We start from the raw sequence: 16,090 nt of genomic DNA on the forward strand, positions 1-16,090 counted from the left end.
GCACTACCAGGTGATCGTCGGAGTCCAGTAGATGCCCTGGATCTCGACGGAGAACGGGCCGCCCGGCGGCGTCGTGGGGCATGAAAGCTCGAGGTTGCCGTTCTGCCCAAACGAGCGCTCACCGATGGTGCCGATGAATCGCGGATCTTGTGTCGTCGCGTTCCTGTATTCCTCCCGGTTCCAGCACTTCACCAGGTACGTGCCAGGGGGAAAGCTCGTGTACGTGAGGATGAAGCTGTTCGCGCCTGTCTTGCGTACAGACGCGCTCTTCGGCGGCGGATCGTTCGCGCGGCCCTCCCAGCGGGCCGTGGCGGGGCCGGCCTCGTTCGAGACCGAGAGGTCGAGGGTCGCGCTCCCACCCGCCGGCACACCGGTCACGGTGTGCTCGTGGTTCCCCTCGCCGCCGTGGCTCGCGTGCGTGAGAGATCGCCCGTTGGGGTTGACATGCCAGCGGAAACGCACGGCGTTGTCGAGGCGTTCGATGCCCTGAAGGGTGATGATGGGCCGTCCGAACGGCACGGCCTCGTTGGACCCGGCCTCGGAGCCCGGTGCGACGCCCTGCACGGCCGATGTGGCCCAGACGTTGACGCTGTAGCGTGATCCGTTCGCCAGGCCCGTGATCCTGCCGCCCTCTCGCGGCAGCGTCCCCTGGGCCCCCGTCTGGTTCACGCGGTAGTGATAGGTCACCTCGTCCGCGCGATTGCCGTTGAGCGGCCCCGGTTCGAACGCGACGACGATGCTGCCGTCGCCGGGCGTCACGGTCACCGATGCGGGTGCGGCCGGGGCCAGCGCGGCGCGACGCGGCGCGGAGTCCGGGCTGGGCGCGGAGGTCCCCGCCTTGTTGTGGGCCGTCACCGAGAAGGCGTAGTCGGTCTCGCTCGTGTCGACGACGACGTTCTGACTCATCGTGGTCAGGCCCGTGAGCGTGTTGACCACCGCGCCGCCTCGCTTGACGGTGAGTGTGTACGACGACACGGCGTCGCCGTTGTCGTTCGCCGGCGGAGCCCACGACACGGCGATCTGCGCCTGGGCGCCGACGGGGCTGGCAGGCACCGTCGTGGGCTGGCCCGGGGCGTCCGGCGGGGCGGCGGGCACGACCGCGGCCGAGTAGGGGCTCCAGTCCGACGGGTCGGGCGCGCGGTTCACCGCCTGCACGCGCACCTGGTAGGCCACGCCGTTCTCGAGACCGTCCCACACCATGCTCGTGCCGCTCACGCCCGTGCGCTGGATCGGTCCTGTCGCGGGCGCGGGCGAGATTTCGAGGTTGTAGCCGAGCACCGGCGAGCCGGAGGAACCGGGGACCGTCCAGGAGACCGCCACGCTGCGGTCGCCGAACACGAGCGTCGGCGGCGCGGGGGTGTCGGGGCGGGCATCGGGGCGTGCGGGCGCCGACATCGGCGACGGGTCGGAGCGACCCACCTCATTGATCGCAACGACCTGGAAGGTGTACTCCACGTCGTTCGTCAGTCCGTCGAGCGTGCAAGTGGTGGAGGCGCAGCTCGAACTGTGGCCCTGCGGCGACGTCACCTCGTACCCTGTGATGGGCGAGCCGTTGTTCGCCGGCGGCGTCCACGACAGCACCACCGTCCGGTCCTGGATGGACGTCACCGACGGCATCGACGGCGCGCTGGGCTTGCCCTGTACGGTGAGCCGGATGCGCCCGTCCACCTCGCGCTCGGGAGCGTTCGTGGCGTCGCCGATGCGGTATGACACGATCATCGTGCCGGTGAAGGTCGCGGCAGGTGTAACGACCACCTGATCGCCGTCGACCACGGCCGTTCCGGCGCCGCTGTCCACCCGGGCGCCCAGCACGCGCAGGGGCGCCTCCCCCTCGAACGGGTTGACGTCGTTCGCGAGCACGTCCACGCGACGGGCCTCGCCCTGGTTCGCGCGCGCGATGACGTCGTCGTTGGCGACCGCATAAGGACGCTGTGACACGACGGTCGTGAGGGTGATCGTCCCGGTGCCGGGCGTGGTCGTGCCGTCGCTGACCTGGATACCGAGCGCCGCGGAGGCCCCCGGCTGTGCATCCGCGTCCGCGGAGACGGTCAGCGTGGCGCCCGACACGGACGCGCGATACCCGGCGGGCACGGCTCCGTCGATGGAGAACGTCAGCCGGTCCTGGTCGTCCTCGTCGGGGTCGTAGGCCAGCTTGGCGAGGTTCACCGTGACCGCCTCTTCGCCCGGGGCGACCTTCACGGACGCATTGCGCAGGGTCGGCGACTGGTTCTCGGACGGGAGCACGTGGATCGGGATGTTCACATACGCGCTCAGCCCCTCGGGATCATCCGGCCCGGTGCCGTCCGTCACACGGACGCCGATGCTGTCGGGTCCGAAGTATCCCTCGGCCGCCGTGTACTCGAGCGTGTGCTCGTCCTTGACGAGCGGCGCGCCGTTCGAGTGCCCCGTGCGCACGGACTCGGCCACCGCGATGCGCGGCACCCGTTCCGCACGCACGCGCACGTGATCTGCGAGCGGGATGCTGAGCGTCTGGCCGCCGACGATCCGGATCGGCTCGGCCGTCATGAGCGTCGGCAGCAGAGTGGCGCGTCCCGGCACGAACACGAACGCCTGACCGGTCTCGCCGTCGGGGTCCGTCGCGGAGTAGCGCACGATGCGCGGACCGTCCCCGACGGCCAGCCGGACGGTGCCGTCGCGCCGCACCGTCGCGTCCGGGTCTGCCACGCGCACGGTGAGCGCGTCCGTGGTGCCGTCCGGGTCCTCGTCGTTCTCGAGCACGGCGACATCGACCTGCTCGCCCGCGCCGATGCGCAGCGGGCTGACGCGGTCGTCACGCGCGATCGGCGCCAGTGCGGGCGCCTCGGGGTCCACGCGAACCACGAGCACGCCGTCGGCGGTCGCCCCGTATGTGTCGGCGATCGTGTAGGTCAGCGAGTACTCGCCGGGCGTGGCCGGGGCCGTCACGAGCACCCGCCCACCGACGACCGACGCCTCCACTCCCGCAGGGACGACCAGCCGCGACGGGTCGATCGCGATGGCGTCGCCGTCGGGGTCGGAGTCGTTGACCGTCACCGGCACCGCCACGCGCCGCCCGGGCTTGACCGTGACCACGTCCTTGACGGCGTACGGAGGCTGGTTGTCGACCCCCGGCGGCGCGATGCCGACCGTGACCGTGTTCTCCGCGGTCGCGCCCATGTGGTCCCGTACCGCGTACGTGAAGCTGTCGCGCCCGGACGCGTTGCGATACGCCTCGTAGGTGAACCAGCTGTCGCCTACCGTGACGCGACCCTTCCCCGGGCTCGACGTCGCGCCGACCAGCTCCACCGAGTCGCCGTCGGGATCGATGCCGTCCAGCGGCACCGCGATCCGGACGGTGTTGCCGGCGATCGCGCGCGCGACCACGGGCTTGGGCCGGGGCGCGGCGTTGGTGCCCGCATCCGGCGGCAGCACCTGGATGGTCACGTATCCGGCGCGCCGATTCTGCTGCGAGTCGACGATCTCGTAGGTCGCGTACACCGTGCCGGGCGTCCCGCCCGAGTGGAAGCGCACCCGATCACCGTCGACGAAGATCGCATCGTCGGCGCCGACGTTCGTCTCGACGAGCGCGGGCTCCAGCCGGATCATGTCATTGTCCGGGTGATAGTCGTTCGCGAGCACCGGGATCGTCACGACATCGCCCGCGCGCACGGTGGCGGTGTCATCGACGGTCACGGGCGGCCGCAGCGTCTCCGGCAGGGGCACGGGCATGACCAGCACCTCGCCCGTCGCGCTCTGAGCGCCGTTGGACACCGTGTAGGTGAGCGTGAGCGGTGCGAGGAGGCCACCGAGATCGGTGACGCGGAGGATGCGGTGCTCCAGCACCTCGACCGACACGGCTCCGCCGGCCGGGGCCACGGCGTTCTGGACCACGAGGATCCCGCCGCCGGGGTCGGAGTCGTTGGCAAGCACGTCGACGAGCACGTCGCGCCCGACCGGCAGCAGCGCGACGTCGCGCACCGCGACCGGCGGCTGGGAGTCGGACGTCGCCGGCAGCACGTCGATGCGGACGACCCCGAGCGCCGAACGCGGTCCATCGGTGACGAGATACTGCACGTAGTAGGTGCCGGGGGCCTCCGCGAGGAACTCGAAAGTGCCCGCCGCGAAGTCGGGCGTGATGCGCGCGCCGGGCGCATGGTCGTGCTTGGCCAGGCGTAGCGGCTCGCCGCTCGGACTCAGGTCGTTCTCGAGCGGGGCGACGGTGACCGGGATGCCCGCGGTCGCCGTCACGCGGTCGGCGTTCGCGACGGGTCCGAAAGCGCCCGCAGGCCGGACGTCGACGCGCAGCGTGCCCACGGCCTCCTCACGACCATCCGACACGGTCAGCTGAACCTCTTTGATCCCCGGCGTCGCGCTGCTGGCCCGGTAGTCGATCACGCCGTTGCTGCGGAACGTGACCTCGTCACCGCCCTCGACGGTCGCGTGGGCGAGGAAGAAGTCGTCCCCGTCGGGATCGATCCACCCGTCCAGCGCGCCGTAGGTCACGGACGCGCCGGCCTCCACCTGCAGCGTGTTGACGCGGCGCTGCTGGGGCGGGCCGTTGACCTCGTCGCCGTGCACCGAGACCGAGACGTCCGCTTGATCCGTGCCGCCGCGCCCGTCGTCGACCTCGTAGGCGAACACGACCGTGCCGGTGGCGTTCGCGGGCACGGCCGCCTGCAGGGCCGAGCCGCCGAGCACCGGCGCGATGTCCCATCCGCTGGGCGGGGAACCGACCAGGCGGGCGCTGAGCAGATCGCCATCGGGGTCGCTGTCGTTGTCGGTCACCCGCAGCAGCGTCGAGCGTCCCGCCCGCACCCCGAACTGGTCGTCGACGGCGGTCGGCGGCGTGTTCTCGGCGCTGCGCTCCGGAAGGTCGAAGTGCGGCTGCTCGTCCTGGCTCTGCTCCTCGTCGGCGTTCGAGTCCGGTGGCGGGACGACATCGTCCCAGTTCTCGACCCGTTCCACGGACTGGTCGACGATCCACACGGTGCCGGCCATCGTGTCGTTCACGACGACCACACGCCGGTTGGCGCGCAGCACCAGCGTCGCCTCGGCCGGGACGTCGATGGCCGTGGTGAGGTCGTCCGCCTCCCCCGGGCAGTCGCGTACGTAGACGCCGGACCCGCTCCAGACGGCGTAGACACAACCGTTCAGCCACACCGGCGCACTCGGTACGCCTTCGTCGACCGTGGCGACGATCTCCGGCGACCCCCCGTCGAGAGGTTGACGCACGAGCGCCGATGGCGTCGCGATGTACACGGCATCGTGCGCCGCGGAGGCGTGCTGGAGCACGCCTCCGGACGCCTGCGGCAACTCGATGCGGCGTCCCGCGAGCAGCACGGCACCCGCCGCGGCATCGAGTACGACCCCGGTGTCGCCCACCGCGGTCACGGCGAGCTCCGACTCGTCCGTGACCCCGGGCAGGTCCGCCGACTCGACGTCGTCGCGCAACGCTCCCGCGGGAGCGGTCAAGAGCGATCGGCTCGCACGCGACACCGCGTACACGCGGGAGCCGTCGCGCGACACGGCGACCCCCGCTCCCTCACCGACCTCCCCGAGCGCATCGTCCTCGGTGAAGGTCGCGCTTGAGATCCTGTCGACGGGGACGGAGAACAGTCGCCCCTCGACGGCCAGTCCGATCGTCGTGCCCCCCAGCGCGACGGCGCCCGGGGCGGGGAGTGTCACTTCGGTCGCCAACTCCACGCGCGCGACGTCCAGGGATGCGAGCGTGCCGTTCGCGGAATCCACGACCAGGACGGCATCGCCGTCCTGGTGCACGTCGAACTGCGGGGACCGCGCGCGGACGGCGTCATCGAGCAGGCGCGACGGATAGTTGAGGTGTCCGACGAGCAGGTCGTCGGATTTCGTCACCCAGACGCCCCCGTCGTCGAGCTCGAGATCCGCGGTGGCGACGCCCTCGTAGATCATGGCGAGCGTCGAGACCACCACCGCGGCCGCGGTGAGGGTCGCGCCTGACGCAAGGGCAGAGCGGTGCCGGCGCAGGGCGGTGAACAGCTGCGGCATCGCTCTCCCGGGTCGCGCCGCGCGGGCGGCGTGATGGACACTGGACGGGGACGATCGCTTCACGGGATGGCTCGCGGAACGAGCGGCTCCGCGAGCCCGGTCTCGCTGACGAGGCCGGCCGTGATGCCGACCTCACGGTCGGCATCACGATGGGCGTCACAGCTGGCGCCGGGTAACGCTCTGCTTCGCCTCCCCGCCCCGGTGCAGGCGCGGGTACGCGCACCGGGGACGAGTCACATCTAATCGACGCGGAGTCGCCTCCTGCCGCGGAAAACGTCCGATCCGGCCCTTTCCGGAAAATCCGTCACATTCTGGAATCCCGATTCGTCGGCGAATCGGTGTGAAATTCCGCGCGCATACCACAGAGGGACGACGCCTCACCGGTGGTATATATGTCACGTCCGAGGAATGCAGACCTAGGGGAAACGCCCGTGCCCGCAGAGTCCACAGCCGACGCCGATTCGGTGGCCCGCTTCGCCGCGGATCTTCGCAAACTCCGTCTTGAGGCGGGAAACCCGACCCTCACGCACCTGCAGCGGGAAACCGGTATTTCGCGCAGTGTACTGTCGGACGCTTTCGCCGGCCGACGACTCCCCTCCGCCCGCACCGTGGACGGCATCGTCCGGATCTGCACGGGTGAGCCGCATGTGTGGATCGACCGGCGGGACGCGCTCGCGGGAATGACCGCGCGCGAGGCGGCCGATCCGGCCGTCCCGACGACGGTCCCCGACGACGAGGAGCCGGGCGACGCTGCCGTCACGCCGCCGGCCGCGCGCCCGATGCGCCGGCGCACGGCCATCCTCCTCGCGGCCGCGACCTTCGTCCTCGGCTCCGCGACGACCGGCACCGCCGCCGCGCTCGTCACGTCCCACCTGCACCAGGAGCAGATCCGCGCGCTCACGCCCCCGACTGCTCCGCGGATCGCGGTCCAGACCGGCCAGGATCCGGCCCACACGGAGTGCGTCGACGACGCGTCCGTCGCGACCGGCGACACCCGCGCCGACAACTCCCTGCTCGAGATCGTCTGGTCCAACAAGTGCTACGCCGGGTGGGGGCGCATCACCCGCTACGACGGCCTGTACCAGGGCAACACCGTGACGATCGCGATCTACCCACAGACCGCGCCGAACGGCCCGGACCGGCAGGAGGCCACCGAGCACGACGTGCAGGGCGCGTACACGACGCTGGTGGTCCGCCCCTCGCCCGACACCTTGCTGTGCGCGGAGGGCAGCTTCACGGTCGACGGCAAGCGCATCGACCTCGGCGATCCCATCTGCATCTGACCCGGTCGCCGCGTCGTGGGCCGGCGCGTCAGCCGGCCGGCTCGCCGGCGCCCTGTTCGCGCTCGCGCTTGCGCCGGGCGATCTCGGCGCGCAGCCGCTCCTCCTCGATCTCGCGTTCGAGATCGAGGAGCTGCTGCTCGGTGCTGCGACGATCGGGACGCGCGTCCACGATCCGCACCGGCGCCTCCCAGGCTCCGGTGGGACGCGCGGCGCGGACGGGGCGCTCCGGATACTCGCGTCCCACGGCCCACCACAGGATGCCGCCGAGAAGCGGGATGATGATGGCGATCATCAGCCACAAGAACTTGGGTAGGTGCTTCACCTGCCCGTCCTGGCGGGTGATGATGTCGATGAGCGTGACCACCGAGAACGCGAACGTCAGCAGCGACAGCACGATGTACATGCCGCCACGCTATCGCCGCATTCCGGTGTGTGGCGACCCTTGGCGGCTGCTCGCTCGTCAGAAGGGCGGGGGTGGCCCGCCGGTATAGACGATCGTGGGGATGTCGGTGTATTCGTAGCCGGCGGGACTGTGCCAGCGCATGCGCCCGCCGGGGAGCTGGGTGAGGCGCCAGGGGGGTGGTGCTTCATGGTGTGGTGGCCCGGGCAGAGCGCGCCGAGGTTGCTGATGTGGGTCCGGCCGCCGTGAGAGTAGGGCACGGTGTGGTCCATGTCGCAGCGCGAGGCCTTGGTGGTGCAGCCGGGTGCGCGGCACGTCTTGTCACGCGCGTGAAGGTAGCGGCGTTGCGCTGCGGTGGGGGTGTAGTGGTCGACGGTGAGGAGCGCCGCGGTGTCGGGATGGTGGAACAGGCGTTCCCAGGCCGTGGCGTGCCCGGCGACGCGGCGGGCGGTGTCGGGGTCGATCGGGCCGTAGCCGGCAAGCAGCGCGGGGGCGTCGTCGAGACCGGTGAGCGTGGTGGCGGGGATCGTGACCTCGACGGTCGCGGCGATCGCGCCCTCGGCGTCGTGACCGGTGGGGGCGCCGGTCAGCAGCAGGTCGGCGGCGATGTCGGCGCGCAGCTGCGCGAGGCGACGCTGATCGCTGGCCTTCACCGCGCGCGGGTCGTCCCCGCCGTGCCCGGCGTCGGCGCCCTCGCCGCCGGCCGGCTCGACGCTGGCGGGGGCCGCGCCGGCGGGCTCGGGGTGGTCGAGGTCGCGGGCGGCGGCCGCACGGTCGCGTCGGACGGCTTCGGCCATCGTGGTGAGGCGGTCGTAGATGCCGTAGGCGACGATCGCCGGGGCGATCAGGTGCACCTCTGCCAGCCCGTCCGGCAGGTCCTCGACCCAGACCCGGCGCTCCTCGCGGGCGGTCTCGTGCCGCTCGGCCAGCGTGGTGGGGTGGTGTCTTTCGGCGACCTGCGCGGCGAGCGCGCTCGTGCGCGCCGGCGTGCTGCCCTCGGCCAGGGGCAGGATGCCGGCCTCGTATCCGGCGCGCGCCGCGTCGTCGGCGATACGGCTTCCCGCGTCGACGATCTCGCGTGCGTGCCGCTCCGAGATCCGCGCGTCCGCGAGGGCGTCGTAGGTCGCGGGGAAACGCCGCACGAGATCGAACGCGCGGTCCATGCGGCCCTGCATACCGCGCGGTGATTCCCGTACCGCCGCGGCGGCCTCCGCGGCCATGGACCGCAACGGCAGCTCGTACTGGCCCGCCGACTCGCACCGCTCCAGCTGGTCCAGCGCGATCCCGGTGAGCCCGGCCAGCACCCGCGCCTCGCGGGCCGCCAGTGCCGCCCGCGCGGCGTGCACCTGCTTCAGCTCCTCGATCAGCACCCGAGCACGGCGCCGCTCAGCCGGGGTGAACCCCCAGCTGACCTCGTCGGCGTCCATGAACCTCGGCATACCCCGACTCTGCCACCACCCTCGGACATTTGTTCGAATCTCCGGGGTGGCTGTGGACAACCACGCCTCCGCGGCAGACCGACTCCCGTGAGCCCGCTGCGGCGGGCCGCGCCTAGAATGGAACGGTCCTCCCCCTCCCGCGACATTCGGAGCCCGAACATGCCCACCATCGTCGTCGACGTCATGCCCAAGGCCGAGCTCCTGGACCCGCAGGGGAAGGCCGTCACGGGGACGCTCTCCCGGCTCGGCCACGGCGCCTTCACGGAGGTGCGCATCGGCAAGCGATTCGAGCTCACGGTCGAGGGCGAGGTCACCGAGGAGCTGCTCGCGCAGGCGCGGCAGGTGGCCGACGAGATCCTGTCGAACTCCGTGATCGAGGACGTCGTGGGCATCGAGGTGGCGGAATGACCGCGCGCATCGGGGTCATCACCTTCCCGGGGTCGCTCGACGATCGCGACGCCCAGCGCGCCGTCCGACTCGCGGGCGCCGAGCCCGTCGCGCTGTGGCACGGCTCGCACGACCTGCACGGCGTCGACGCGCTCGTCCTCCCCGGTGGGTTCAGCTACGGCGACTACCTGCGCGCCGGCGCGATCGCCGCGCTCGCGCCCATCATGACCGAGGTCAAGGACGCAGCCGCGAAGGGGATGCCGGTGCTCGGCATCTGCAACGGCTTCCAGATGCTCGTGGAGGCGCACCTGCTTCCGGGCGGACTGATCCGCAACGCCCACCAGCAGTTCATCCGGCGCGACCAGCGCCTGCGCGTCGAGAACGCCGACACCGCGTGGACCACGGAGTTCGAGCAGGGCCAGGAGATCATCATCCCGCTCAAGAACGCCGACGGCGGCTACATCGCGGACGAGGAGACCCTCAAGCGGGTCGAGGGCGAGGGCCAGGTCGCCTTCCGCTACCTCGGCGTGAACCCCAACGGTTCGCTCAACGACATCGCTGGCCTCACGAACGAGCGCGGGAACGTCGTCGGCCTGATGCCGCACCCCGAGCACGCAGTCGAGCCCGGCTTCGGCCCCGCCACGCCGGCCGCCATGCGCTCCGGCACGGACGGTCTCGGCATCTTCGCGAGCGCGATCTCCGCGGTCGTGGCGCAGGCCGCCTGAGTCCGCCGCCCTCGAGGCGGCGACGGACCCAGGCGCGGCTCACCAGCCGAAGGAGAAGTCGTGCCGGCTCAGGCGCTCGGCACCGTCCTCCGTGATCAGGTACGTGTAGCCGGCGGTGAAGCCCTCCCCGGCGATCTCCGTGATCGCCGCGGGATGCATCGCCAGCGTCATGCCCGGCCGCAGCTCGAACTCGGCCTGGTCGCCCAGCACCCAGCCGTCCGACACGTCCAGCCCGATCGCGTGCCCGTGCGAGAACGGGTTGCTCGCGCCCGCCTCCGCGATGCGCGCACGCATCGCCTTGGACACGTCCGACACGAGGGTGCCGGGGCGCAGCATGGACTCCCCGAGCGTGAAACCCGCGTGCCACGCGGCGGCCAGGCGCTTCAGGGAGGGGCTCAGCTCGTCGACGGGCATGGAGACGGGCAGCTGGGCGTAGTAGCCGCCGTACGCCGGCGTGATCTCCATGAACAGCGTCCCGCCCGACTCGAGCACGTCGCCCGTGGGGTAACGGTCGAAGTTCATGAACCCGCCCTCGGCGTCGATCACCTCGAGCGAGTACGGCGACTGGTGCTCGAAGACGAACTTCTTGATCTCGCCGTACACGGTGTAGTCGCTCATCCCCGGCCGGATGAAGTCGCGCAGCATGTCGTAGCAATCGTCGGCGATCGCGGCGGAGCGCCGCATGAGCGCGATCTCGTTCTCGCTCTTGATCGCGCGCAGCTTCCAGAAGATATCGCTCGCGTCGACGATGCGCGCGTCGCCCACGGCATTGCGAAGCGCGTCGTACACGCTCACCCCGATCGCGGATCCGCCCACATAGCCGACCTTGCCCGACACGTTCATGCTGCGGATGAGCCCGACCGAATCGTTGCTGAAGCCGTAGGCTCCGTCGCCGAAGGGCCGCACGTCGATGAACTCGCGGATCGGGCCCACCTTGTCGATCTTGGGCGAGTGGGCGATCGCCGGATGGATGAAGTGGGTCAGCCGCCCCTCGGCCGGCAGGACGATCATCCCGCCGCCGCCGAGGTTCGAGATGTACCGGACGTGCCCGCGGTTGAAGATGTCCTGCAGGCCCGCGACCAGCAGGACCTCGATGTCGCGGGCCTTCATCTCCTCCCGGATCTTCGCGATGCGATCCGTGAGCTCGCTGACGGGGATCTGGGTGATCCCCTCCACGCTGGCGATGGTCATGGTGTTCTCCTTCTGGTGATGGTCGGGCGATGGTCGCCCCGGGTCGGCACGGCGGTTCACGCCGCTCACGCGAAGCCCTCGATCACGGCGCGGGCGCCATGGGCGGGCGGCGCGGCGTACGCGCGGTTGATCTCACGGAGGTGGATGCGCTCCGAGATGAGGTCGTCCAGGGGCAGCCGGCCGTCGAGGTACATGCGGGCGTAGAGCGGGATGTCGCGCGCGGGGTTCGTGCCGCCCATGTACACGCCCCGGAGCGATCGCTGGTGACCGATCATGTCCCGCATGGTGTCGAGCTCGAGCAGGGCACCCGGGCGCGGGATGCCGATGAGGTAGGCGGCGCCGCCGCGGCACGTGGAGCGGATCGTGGCGATGGTCGCCTGCACGGCGCCGACGGCGTCGAACGCGTGGTCGACGCCTCCCGGCGCGACGGCGGCGACCTCTCTCGCCGGGTCCGGCACGGAGCCGTCCACCAGGTGCGTCGCCCCGAGCCGCCCGGCGAGCTCGAGCTTGTCCCGGTCGACGTCGACCGCCACGATCGTCGTCGCGCCCGCCAGCACGGCGCCGGACACGACGTTCAGGCCGACGCCCCCGAGCCCGAACACGGCGACGCTCTCCCCCGGTCGCACGCGAGCGACGTTCAGGACCGCGCCGACGCCCGTCGCGACGCCGCAGCCCAGCAGGCTCGCCTGCGCGAACGGCATCTCGTCCGGGATGACGGCGAACTGGCGCTCGTCTGCGAGGGAGTACGTCGCGAACGCCGAGGTCCCGAGGGTGTGCACCGCAGTCCCGCGTCCGGAGCCCTCGCCGCTGCGGATGCGCGGCGACGCCCCCGCGGGGCGCTCGAGGGCACCGGGCGCCGCGCACAGGGTCGGACGGCCCTCCCGGCACGGGAGGCACCGCCCGCACGTGCGCACCTCGGTCCCGACGACACGGTCGCCGGTCCGCAGCGAGGTCACACCGGGCCCGACGGCCACGACCGTGCCCGCGAGCTCGTGACCGGCCACGAGCGGCAGGGCCCGCCCGCGGTCCACGCTGGCCACGTTGAGGTCGGAGTGGCACAGCCCGGCCGCCGCGACCTCGACCAGCACCTCGGTGCCCTCCGGCTCCGAGAACTCGACCTGCTCGACGCGGAACACCCCGTCGAGGGCGCGGACGACGGCCGCGATGCCGGTGCGGGTCATGAGCTCGCCCTCTCGAGACGGCGGACGGGCCGGCGCCGCCGCCCGTGGGGATGGGTCGCGCGGCATGCCCTATGTTGGGCGCCATGGACCAGCGACTGCTCAAACGGCGTCTGCCGCGCGTGACCACGCGGCAGCTGTGGCACTTCGTCACGGCCGCCGAGAGCGGCAAGCTCGCGGAGGCGGGCCGGCTGCTGAGGGTCGCGCCCTCGGCCATCTCCGCCTCGATCGACGAGCTCGAGGCGACGCTCGGCGTGCAGTTGTGCGTGCGGCGCAAGGCCAAGGGCCTCGTGCTGACGCCGTCCGGCGAGGCCGCGCTCGCGCTGGCCCGGAATCTGCTGACCGACCTGCTCGACTTCGAGAACGCGTTCCGTGAGGACGACTCGACCACGAGCCCCCTCGTCGTCGGCTGCTACATGTCGCTCGCTCCCGTGGTGCTGCCGATGACGCAGGCGCGGTTCGCGTCCGTGCTGCCCCACGCGAGCCTCGAGTTCATCGAGGACGCGCACGACGAGCTCCAGGAGCGACTGCTCGAGGGCACGATCGACATGGCGTTCATGTACGACCTGGATCTCGACCACCGGCTCAAGCGCGTTCCGCTCGTGTCGGTGACGCCCCGTCTGCTGATGCCCGTCGACCACCCGCTCGCGGGGCCCGATGCGCCCGACAGCGTCCCGCTGGCGATGGTCGCCGACGAGCCGTTCGTGCTCTTCAGCGCGTCCCCGCTCTTCGAGCACTACCTGCGCATCTTCGCGGACGAGGGCATCGAGCCCCGCATCGCCCATACGTGCCGCAACGTCGGCACGATGCGGGCGTTCGTCGGGCGCGGGACGGGGCTCGGCCTCTCCTACGAGCAGTACGACCTGAGGGTGTCCGTCGAGAACCTCGAGATCGTCTCGAAGCCCATCTCGAGCGGCTCCGCCCAGCCCATCGACCTGTGCATGGTGCTTCCCAAGGGTGCGAAGCCCAGCGCGCTCACGAAGCGGTGGATGGAGACGGCCTGGAACGTCATCCGCGAGCCGTCGGCCGTCTGACCGGCGCCGCGTCGCGGTGGCCGTCACGCGAACTCGATCACGGAGCGGGCCAGTGCGCCGTCGAGCAGGCGGTCGAACCCGTCGTTGACGTCCGCGAGCGGGATCCGGTTCGCCACGAGCGCGTCCAGGTACAGCCGGCCCTGCAGGTACAGGTCGGCGTACTCGGGGATGTGCACGTGCGGAACCGTCGAGCCCATCGCGACGCCCCGGATGCCCTTCTGCTCGAAGAAGTGGCGGAAGGGGATCCCGAGGACGGCGTCGGGCCGCTGCACGCCCACGAGGTACGCGGTCCCGCCCTTGCGCAGGGCGTCCATCGCCTGCCCCACGGTGTCGGGGACGCCGATCACCTCGAACGCGTGGGAAACGCCGCCTCCCGTGATCTCCTTCACCGCGGCCACGACATCGACCTCATCGGCCTGCAGCGCCTCGGTCGCGCCGAGCTCGGTCGCCAGCGCGAGGGCCGCCGGGTTGCGGTCGACCGCGATGATGCGGCGCGCGCCCGCGAGACGCGCGCCCTGCACCACGTTCAACCCGACCCCGCCGCATCCGATGACCAGCACGGTGTCGCCCGGGCCCACGCGCGCGCTGTGGAGCGCCGCCCCGAGCCCCGTCGCGACGCCGCAGCCGAGGAGGCAGGCCACGTGGAAGGGCAGCTCGCGGGGCACGCGCACGACGAGGTTCTCGTGCATCACGGTATGGGTGGAGAAGCCGCCGATGCCGATGAACTGGGTGAGGGATCGCCCGTCCGCGCTGACACGGGGCTCCTCGTCGGCACGCCTCTGCGTCGCCGCGTGGTCGCTGCAGCGGAACGGCTCACCGATGCGGCAGCTTCGGCAGCGGCCGCAGTGGTTCACGGGGCACGCCACCACGTGATCGCCCGGCGACAGCGAGGTGACGGCGGAGCCGACGCGCTCGACGACGCCCGCGATCTCATGCCCGAGGATCAGCGGCAGGGGGAAGCCGTTGTCGATGCGCGAGACCGTCAGGTCGCTGCGGCAGATCCCGCTGGCCTCGATGCGCACGAGCACCTCCTGGGGGGCGGGCTCGCTCCAGCGCACCTCCTCCAGCACGAGTCGCTCTCCCAGACCGTGCAGGACGGCGGCCGTCCCGCCGACGCCGGCGCTCACACCCGCTCCAGCACGGACGCGGGCTGGTCGAGGCCGAGGTGCTCGCGCAGCGTCGTGCCCTCGTAGTCCTCGCGGAAGTAGCCGCGCTCCTGCAGCTCGGGGACGAGCTTGCGGCACATCGTCTCCATGCCACCGGGCATGTGCGGCGCGTTGATGTTGAATCCGTCACACGCGGCCCCGTTGAACCACGTGATCATGTGCTCGGCCACCTCGCTCGCGGTCCCGATGAACCAGCCGTGGCCCGTGCCGCGAGCGGATTCCACGATGAGCTCGCGGATCGTCATGCGCTCCTCCAGCGCCTTGCGCATGAAGATCTTGGACCGGCTCGTCGCCAGCTTCTCCGGGAATCGCTCGGCCGGCACGCGGTCGTCCAGCTCGAGGCCCGTGAGGTCGAGCTTGTGGTCGGCTTCGAGCTGGATGCGCCCGTAGTCCATGTCGATCTGGCTCGCGAGCAGCTCGGCGAGCTCCTCCGCCTCGGCATGCGTGTCCCCGATGATCGGCACGAGGCCCGGCAGGATCTTCACCTGGGCGGGGTTGCGTCCCTTCGACGCGACGATCTCCTTGTACTCGCGGTAGTACTCCTGGGCGCGCGCCAGGTCCGGCTGCGCCGTGTAGATGCAGTCGGCGAACGACGAGCCGAGGTCGATACCGGGACCGGAGGACCCCGCCTGCACGAGGATCGGCCGGCCCTGCACGGACGGTCGCATGTTGAGGGGACCCTGCACCGTGAAGAACTCGCCCTGGTGGTCGATCCGGTGCAGCTTCGAGGCATCGGCCCAGCGCCCCGTGGCTCGGTCGGCGATGACCGCGTCGCGCTCCCAGCTGTCCCAGAGCTTCGTGACCACCTCGAGGTACTCCTGCGCGCGGCGGTAGCGGTCCACGGGATCCGGCATCTCCGGCAGCCCGAAGTTCTGGTTCCCGCGCGAGCTCGTCACGATGTTCCACCCCGCGCGTCCGCCGCTCATGTGATCCACGCCGAGGATCTGCCGTGCGAGGTTGTACGGCTCGGAGAACGTCGTCGACACCGTCCCGATGAGCCCGATCCGGCTCGTCCGGGCGGCCAGCGCCGACAGCACGCTGATGGGCTCGTAGAGGCCGTTCATCTTCACGTCTCCCCGCAGGAGCGTGTCGGCCGTGACGATGTCTCCGAAGAAGACCGCGTCGAGCTTCGCCTCCTCCGCGAGCAGGGTCATGTCGGCGACGAAGTCGAGGAAGCCCAGCTCCTCGACCCGGCTGCCCTCGAGCCGCCAGCTGTCCTTGTGATAGCCGGCGGGAAGCATGAAGGTGGTCAGATTCATCTTTTCGGGTCGACGGTCCACGTCA

The 16,090-nt window shown here is 71.3% G+C and carries 11 protein-coding genes; 4 read left to right on the forward strand and 7 right to left on the reverse strand.

Translation table 11 applies throughout. The annotated features are described in order from the left end of the window. Window positions 1-3 precede the first annotated feature (3 nt). Window positions 4-6,003 (reverse strand): Ig-like domain-containing protein, encoded by a 6,000-nt coding sequence (locus IEX37_RS07750; RefSeq protein WP_188755695.1) that lies wholly within the window; start codon window positions 6,001-6,003, stop codon window positions 4-6. A gap of 608 nt (window positions 6,004-6,611) precedes the next feature. Here IEX37_RS07750 and IEX37_RS07755 point away from each other — a divergent pair. Beyond that, window positions 6,612-7,286 (forward strand): DUF2690 domain-containing protein, encoded by a 675-nt coding sequence (locus IEX37_RS07755; protein WP_188755696.1) that lies wholly within the window; start codon window positions 6,612-6,614, stop codon window positions 7,284-7,286. A gap of 28 nt (window positions 7,287-7,314) precedes the next feature. Here IEX37_RS07755 and IEX37_RS07760 read toward each other — a convergent pair whose 3' ends face one another. After that, window positions 7,315-7,689: a PLD nuclease N-terminal domain-containing protein gene (locus IEX37_RS07760; protein WP_188755697.1), complete on the reverse strand. Its 375-nt coding sequence runs from the start codon at window positions 7,687-7,689 to the stop codon at window positions 7,315-7,317. Beyond that, complete coding sequence (locus IEX37_RS07765; RefSeq protein WP_188755698.1) at window positions 7,665-9,125, reverse strand: HNH endonuclease signature motif containing protein; 1,461 nt, start codon at window positions 9,123-9,125, stop codon at window positions 7,665-7,667. The genes IEX37_RS07760 and IEX37_RS07765 overlap by 25 nt, the downstream gene beginning before the upstream one ends. A 159-nt stretch (window positions 9,126-9,284) precedes the next feature. Here IEX37_RS07765 and purS point away from each other — a divergent pair, with 159 nt between their 5' ends. Both purS and purQ read left to right on the forward strand, forming a co-directional pair. Continuing rightward, window positions 9,285-9,533 (forward strand): phosphoribosylformylglycinamidine synthase subunit PurS, encoded by a 249-nt coding sequence (gene purS, locus IEX37_RS07770; protein WP_188755699.1) that lies wholly within the window; start codon window positions 9,285-9,287, stop codon window positions 9,531-9,533. Beyond that, entirely contained in the window at window positions 9,530-10,237 is a 708-nt protein-coding gene (gene purQ, locus IEX37_RS07775; RefSeq protein WP_188755700.1) for a phosphoribosylformylglycinamidine synthase subunit PurQ, read from the forward strand. Before purS ends, purQ begins: the two co-directional genes overlap by 4 nt. 39 nt (window positions 10,238-10,276) lie before the next feature. Here the strand turns inward: purQ and IEX37_RS07780 are convergent, their stop codons facing one another. Beyond that, a complete protein-coding gene (locus tag IEX37_RS07780) occupies window positions 10,277-11,428 on the reverse strand; it encodes a M24 family metallopeptidase (RefSeq protein WP_188755701.1) in 1,152 nt (383 codons plus the stop codon). A gap of 65 nt (window positions 11,429-11,493) precedes the next feature. Next, window positions 11,494-12,609, reverse strand: a complete 1,116-nt coding sequence (locus IEX37_RS07785; protein ID WP_188755702.1) for an alcohol dehydrogenase catalytic domain-containing protein — start codon at window positions 12,607-12,609, stop codon at window positions 11,494-11,496. Between the two features lie 83 nt (window positions 12,610-12,692). Between IEX37_RS07785 and IEX37_RS07790 the strand changes: the two genes are divergently transcribed. Continuing rightward, window positions 12,693-13,640, forward strand: a complete 948-nt coding sequence (locus tag IEX37_RS07790) for a LysR family transcriptional regulator (protein ID WP_188755703.1) — start codon at window positions 12,693-12,695, stop codon at window positions 13,638-13,640. A 23-nt stretch (window positions 13,641-13,663) separates the two neighbouring features. Here IEX37_RS07790 and IEX37_RS07795 read toward each other — a convergent pair whose 3' ends face one another. Both IEX37_RS07795 and IEX37_RS07800 read right to left on the reverse strand, forming a co-directional pair. Then, complete coding sequence (locus IEX37_RS07795) at window positions 13,664-14,767, reverse strand: zinc-binding dehydrogenase (protein WP_188755704.1); 1,104 nt, start codon at window positions 14,765-14,767, stop codon at window positions 13,664-13,666. Then, window positions 14,764-16,065 carry an NtaA/DmoA family FMN-dependent monooxygenase gene (locus IEX37_RS07800; RefSeq protein WP_188755705.1) on the reverse strand — a complete coding sequence of 434 codons (1,302 nt, stop codon included), beginning with the start codon at window positions 16,063-16,065 and terminating at the stop codon, window positions 14,764-14,766. The genes IEX37_RS07795 and IEX37_RS07800 overlap by 4 nt, the downstream gene beginning before the upstream one ends. Window positions 16,066-16,090: the final 25 nt, after the last annotated feature.

The organism is Microbacterium album (assembly GCF_014643695.1).
GTDB classification, from domain to species: domain Bacteria; phylum Actinomycetota; class Actinomycetes; order Actinomycetales; family Microbacteriaceae; genus Microbacterium; species Microbacterium album.

Bases quoted from the DNA above. Each gene is read 5' to 3' on its own strand.
- purQ (WP_188755700.1), top strand. From the start codon at position 9,530: ATGACCGCGCGCATCGGGGTCATCACCTTCCCGGGGTCGCTCGACGAT.
- IEX37_RS07760 (WP_188755697.1), bottom strand. From the start codon at position 7,689: ATGTACATCGTGCTGTCGCTGCTGACGTTCGCGTTCTCGGTGGTCACG.
- IEX37_RS07790 (WP_188755703.1), top strand. From the start codon at position 12,693: ATGGACCAGCGACTGCTCAAACGGCGTCTGCCGCGCGTGACCACGCGG.
- IEX37_RS07750 (WP_188755695.1), bottom strand. From the start codon at position 6,003: ATGCCGCAGCTGTTCACCGCCCTGCGCCGGCACCGCTCTGCCCTTGCG.
- purS (WP_188755699.1), top strand. From the start codon at position 9,285: ATGCCCACCATCGTCGTCGACGTCATGCCCAAGGCCGAGCTCCTGGAC.
- IEX37_RS07765 (WP_188755698.1), bottom strand. From the start codon at position 9,125: ATGCCGAGGTTCATGGACGCCGACGAGGTCAGCTGGGGGTTCACCCCG.
- IEX37_RS07785 (WP_188755702.1), bottom strand. From the start codon at position 12,609: ATGACCCGCACCGGCATCGCGGCCGTCGTCCGCGCCCTCGACGGGGTG.
- IEX37_RS07780 (WP_188755701.1), bottom strand. From the start codon at position 11,428: ATGACCATCGCCAGCGTGGAGGGGATCACCCAGATCCCCGTCAGCGAG.
- IEX37_RS07800 (WP_188755705.1), bottom strand. From the start codon at position 16,065: ATGAATCTGACCACCTTCATGCTTCCCGCCGGCTATCACAAGGACAGC.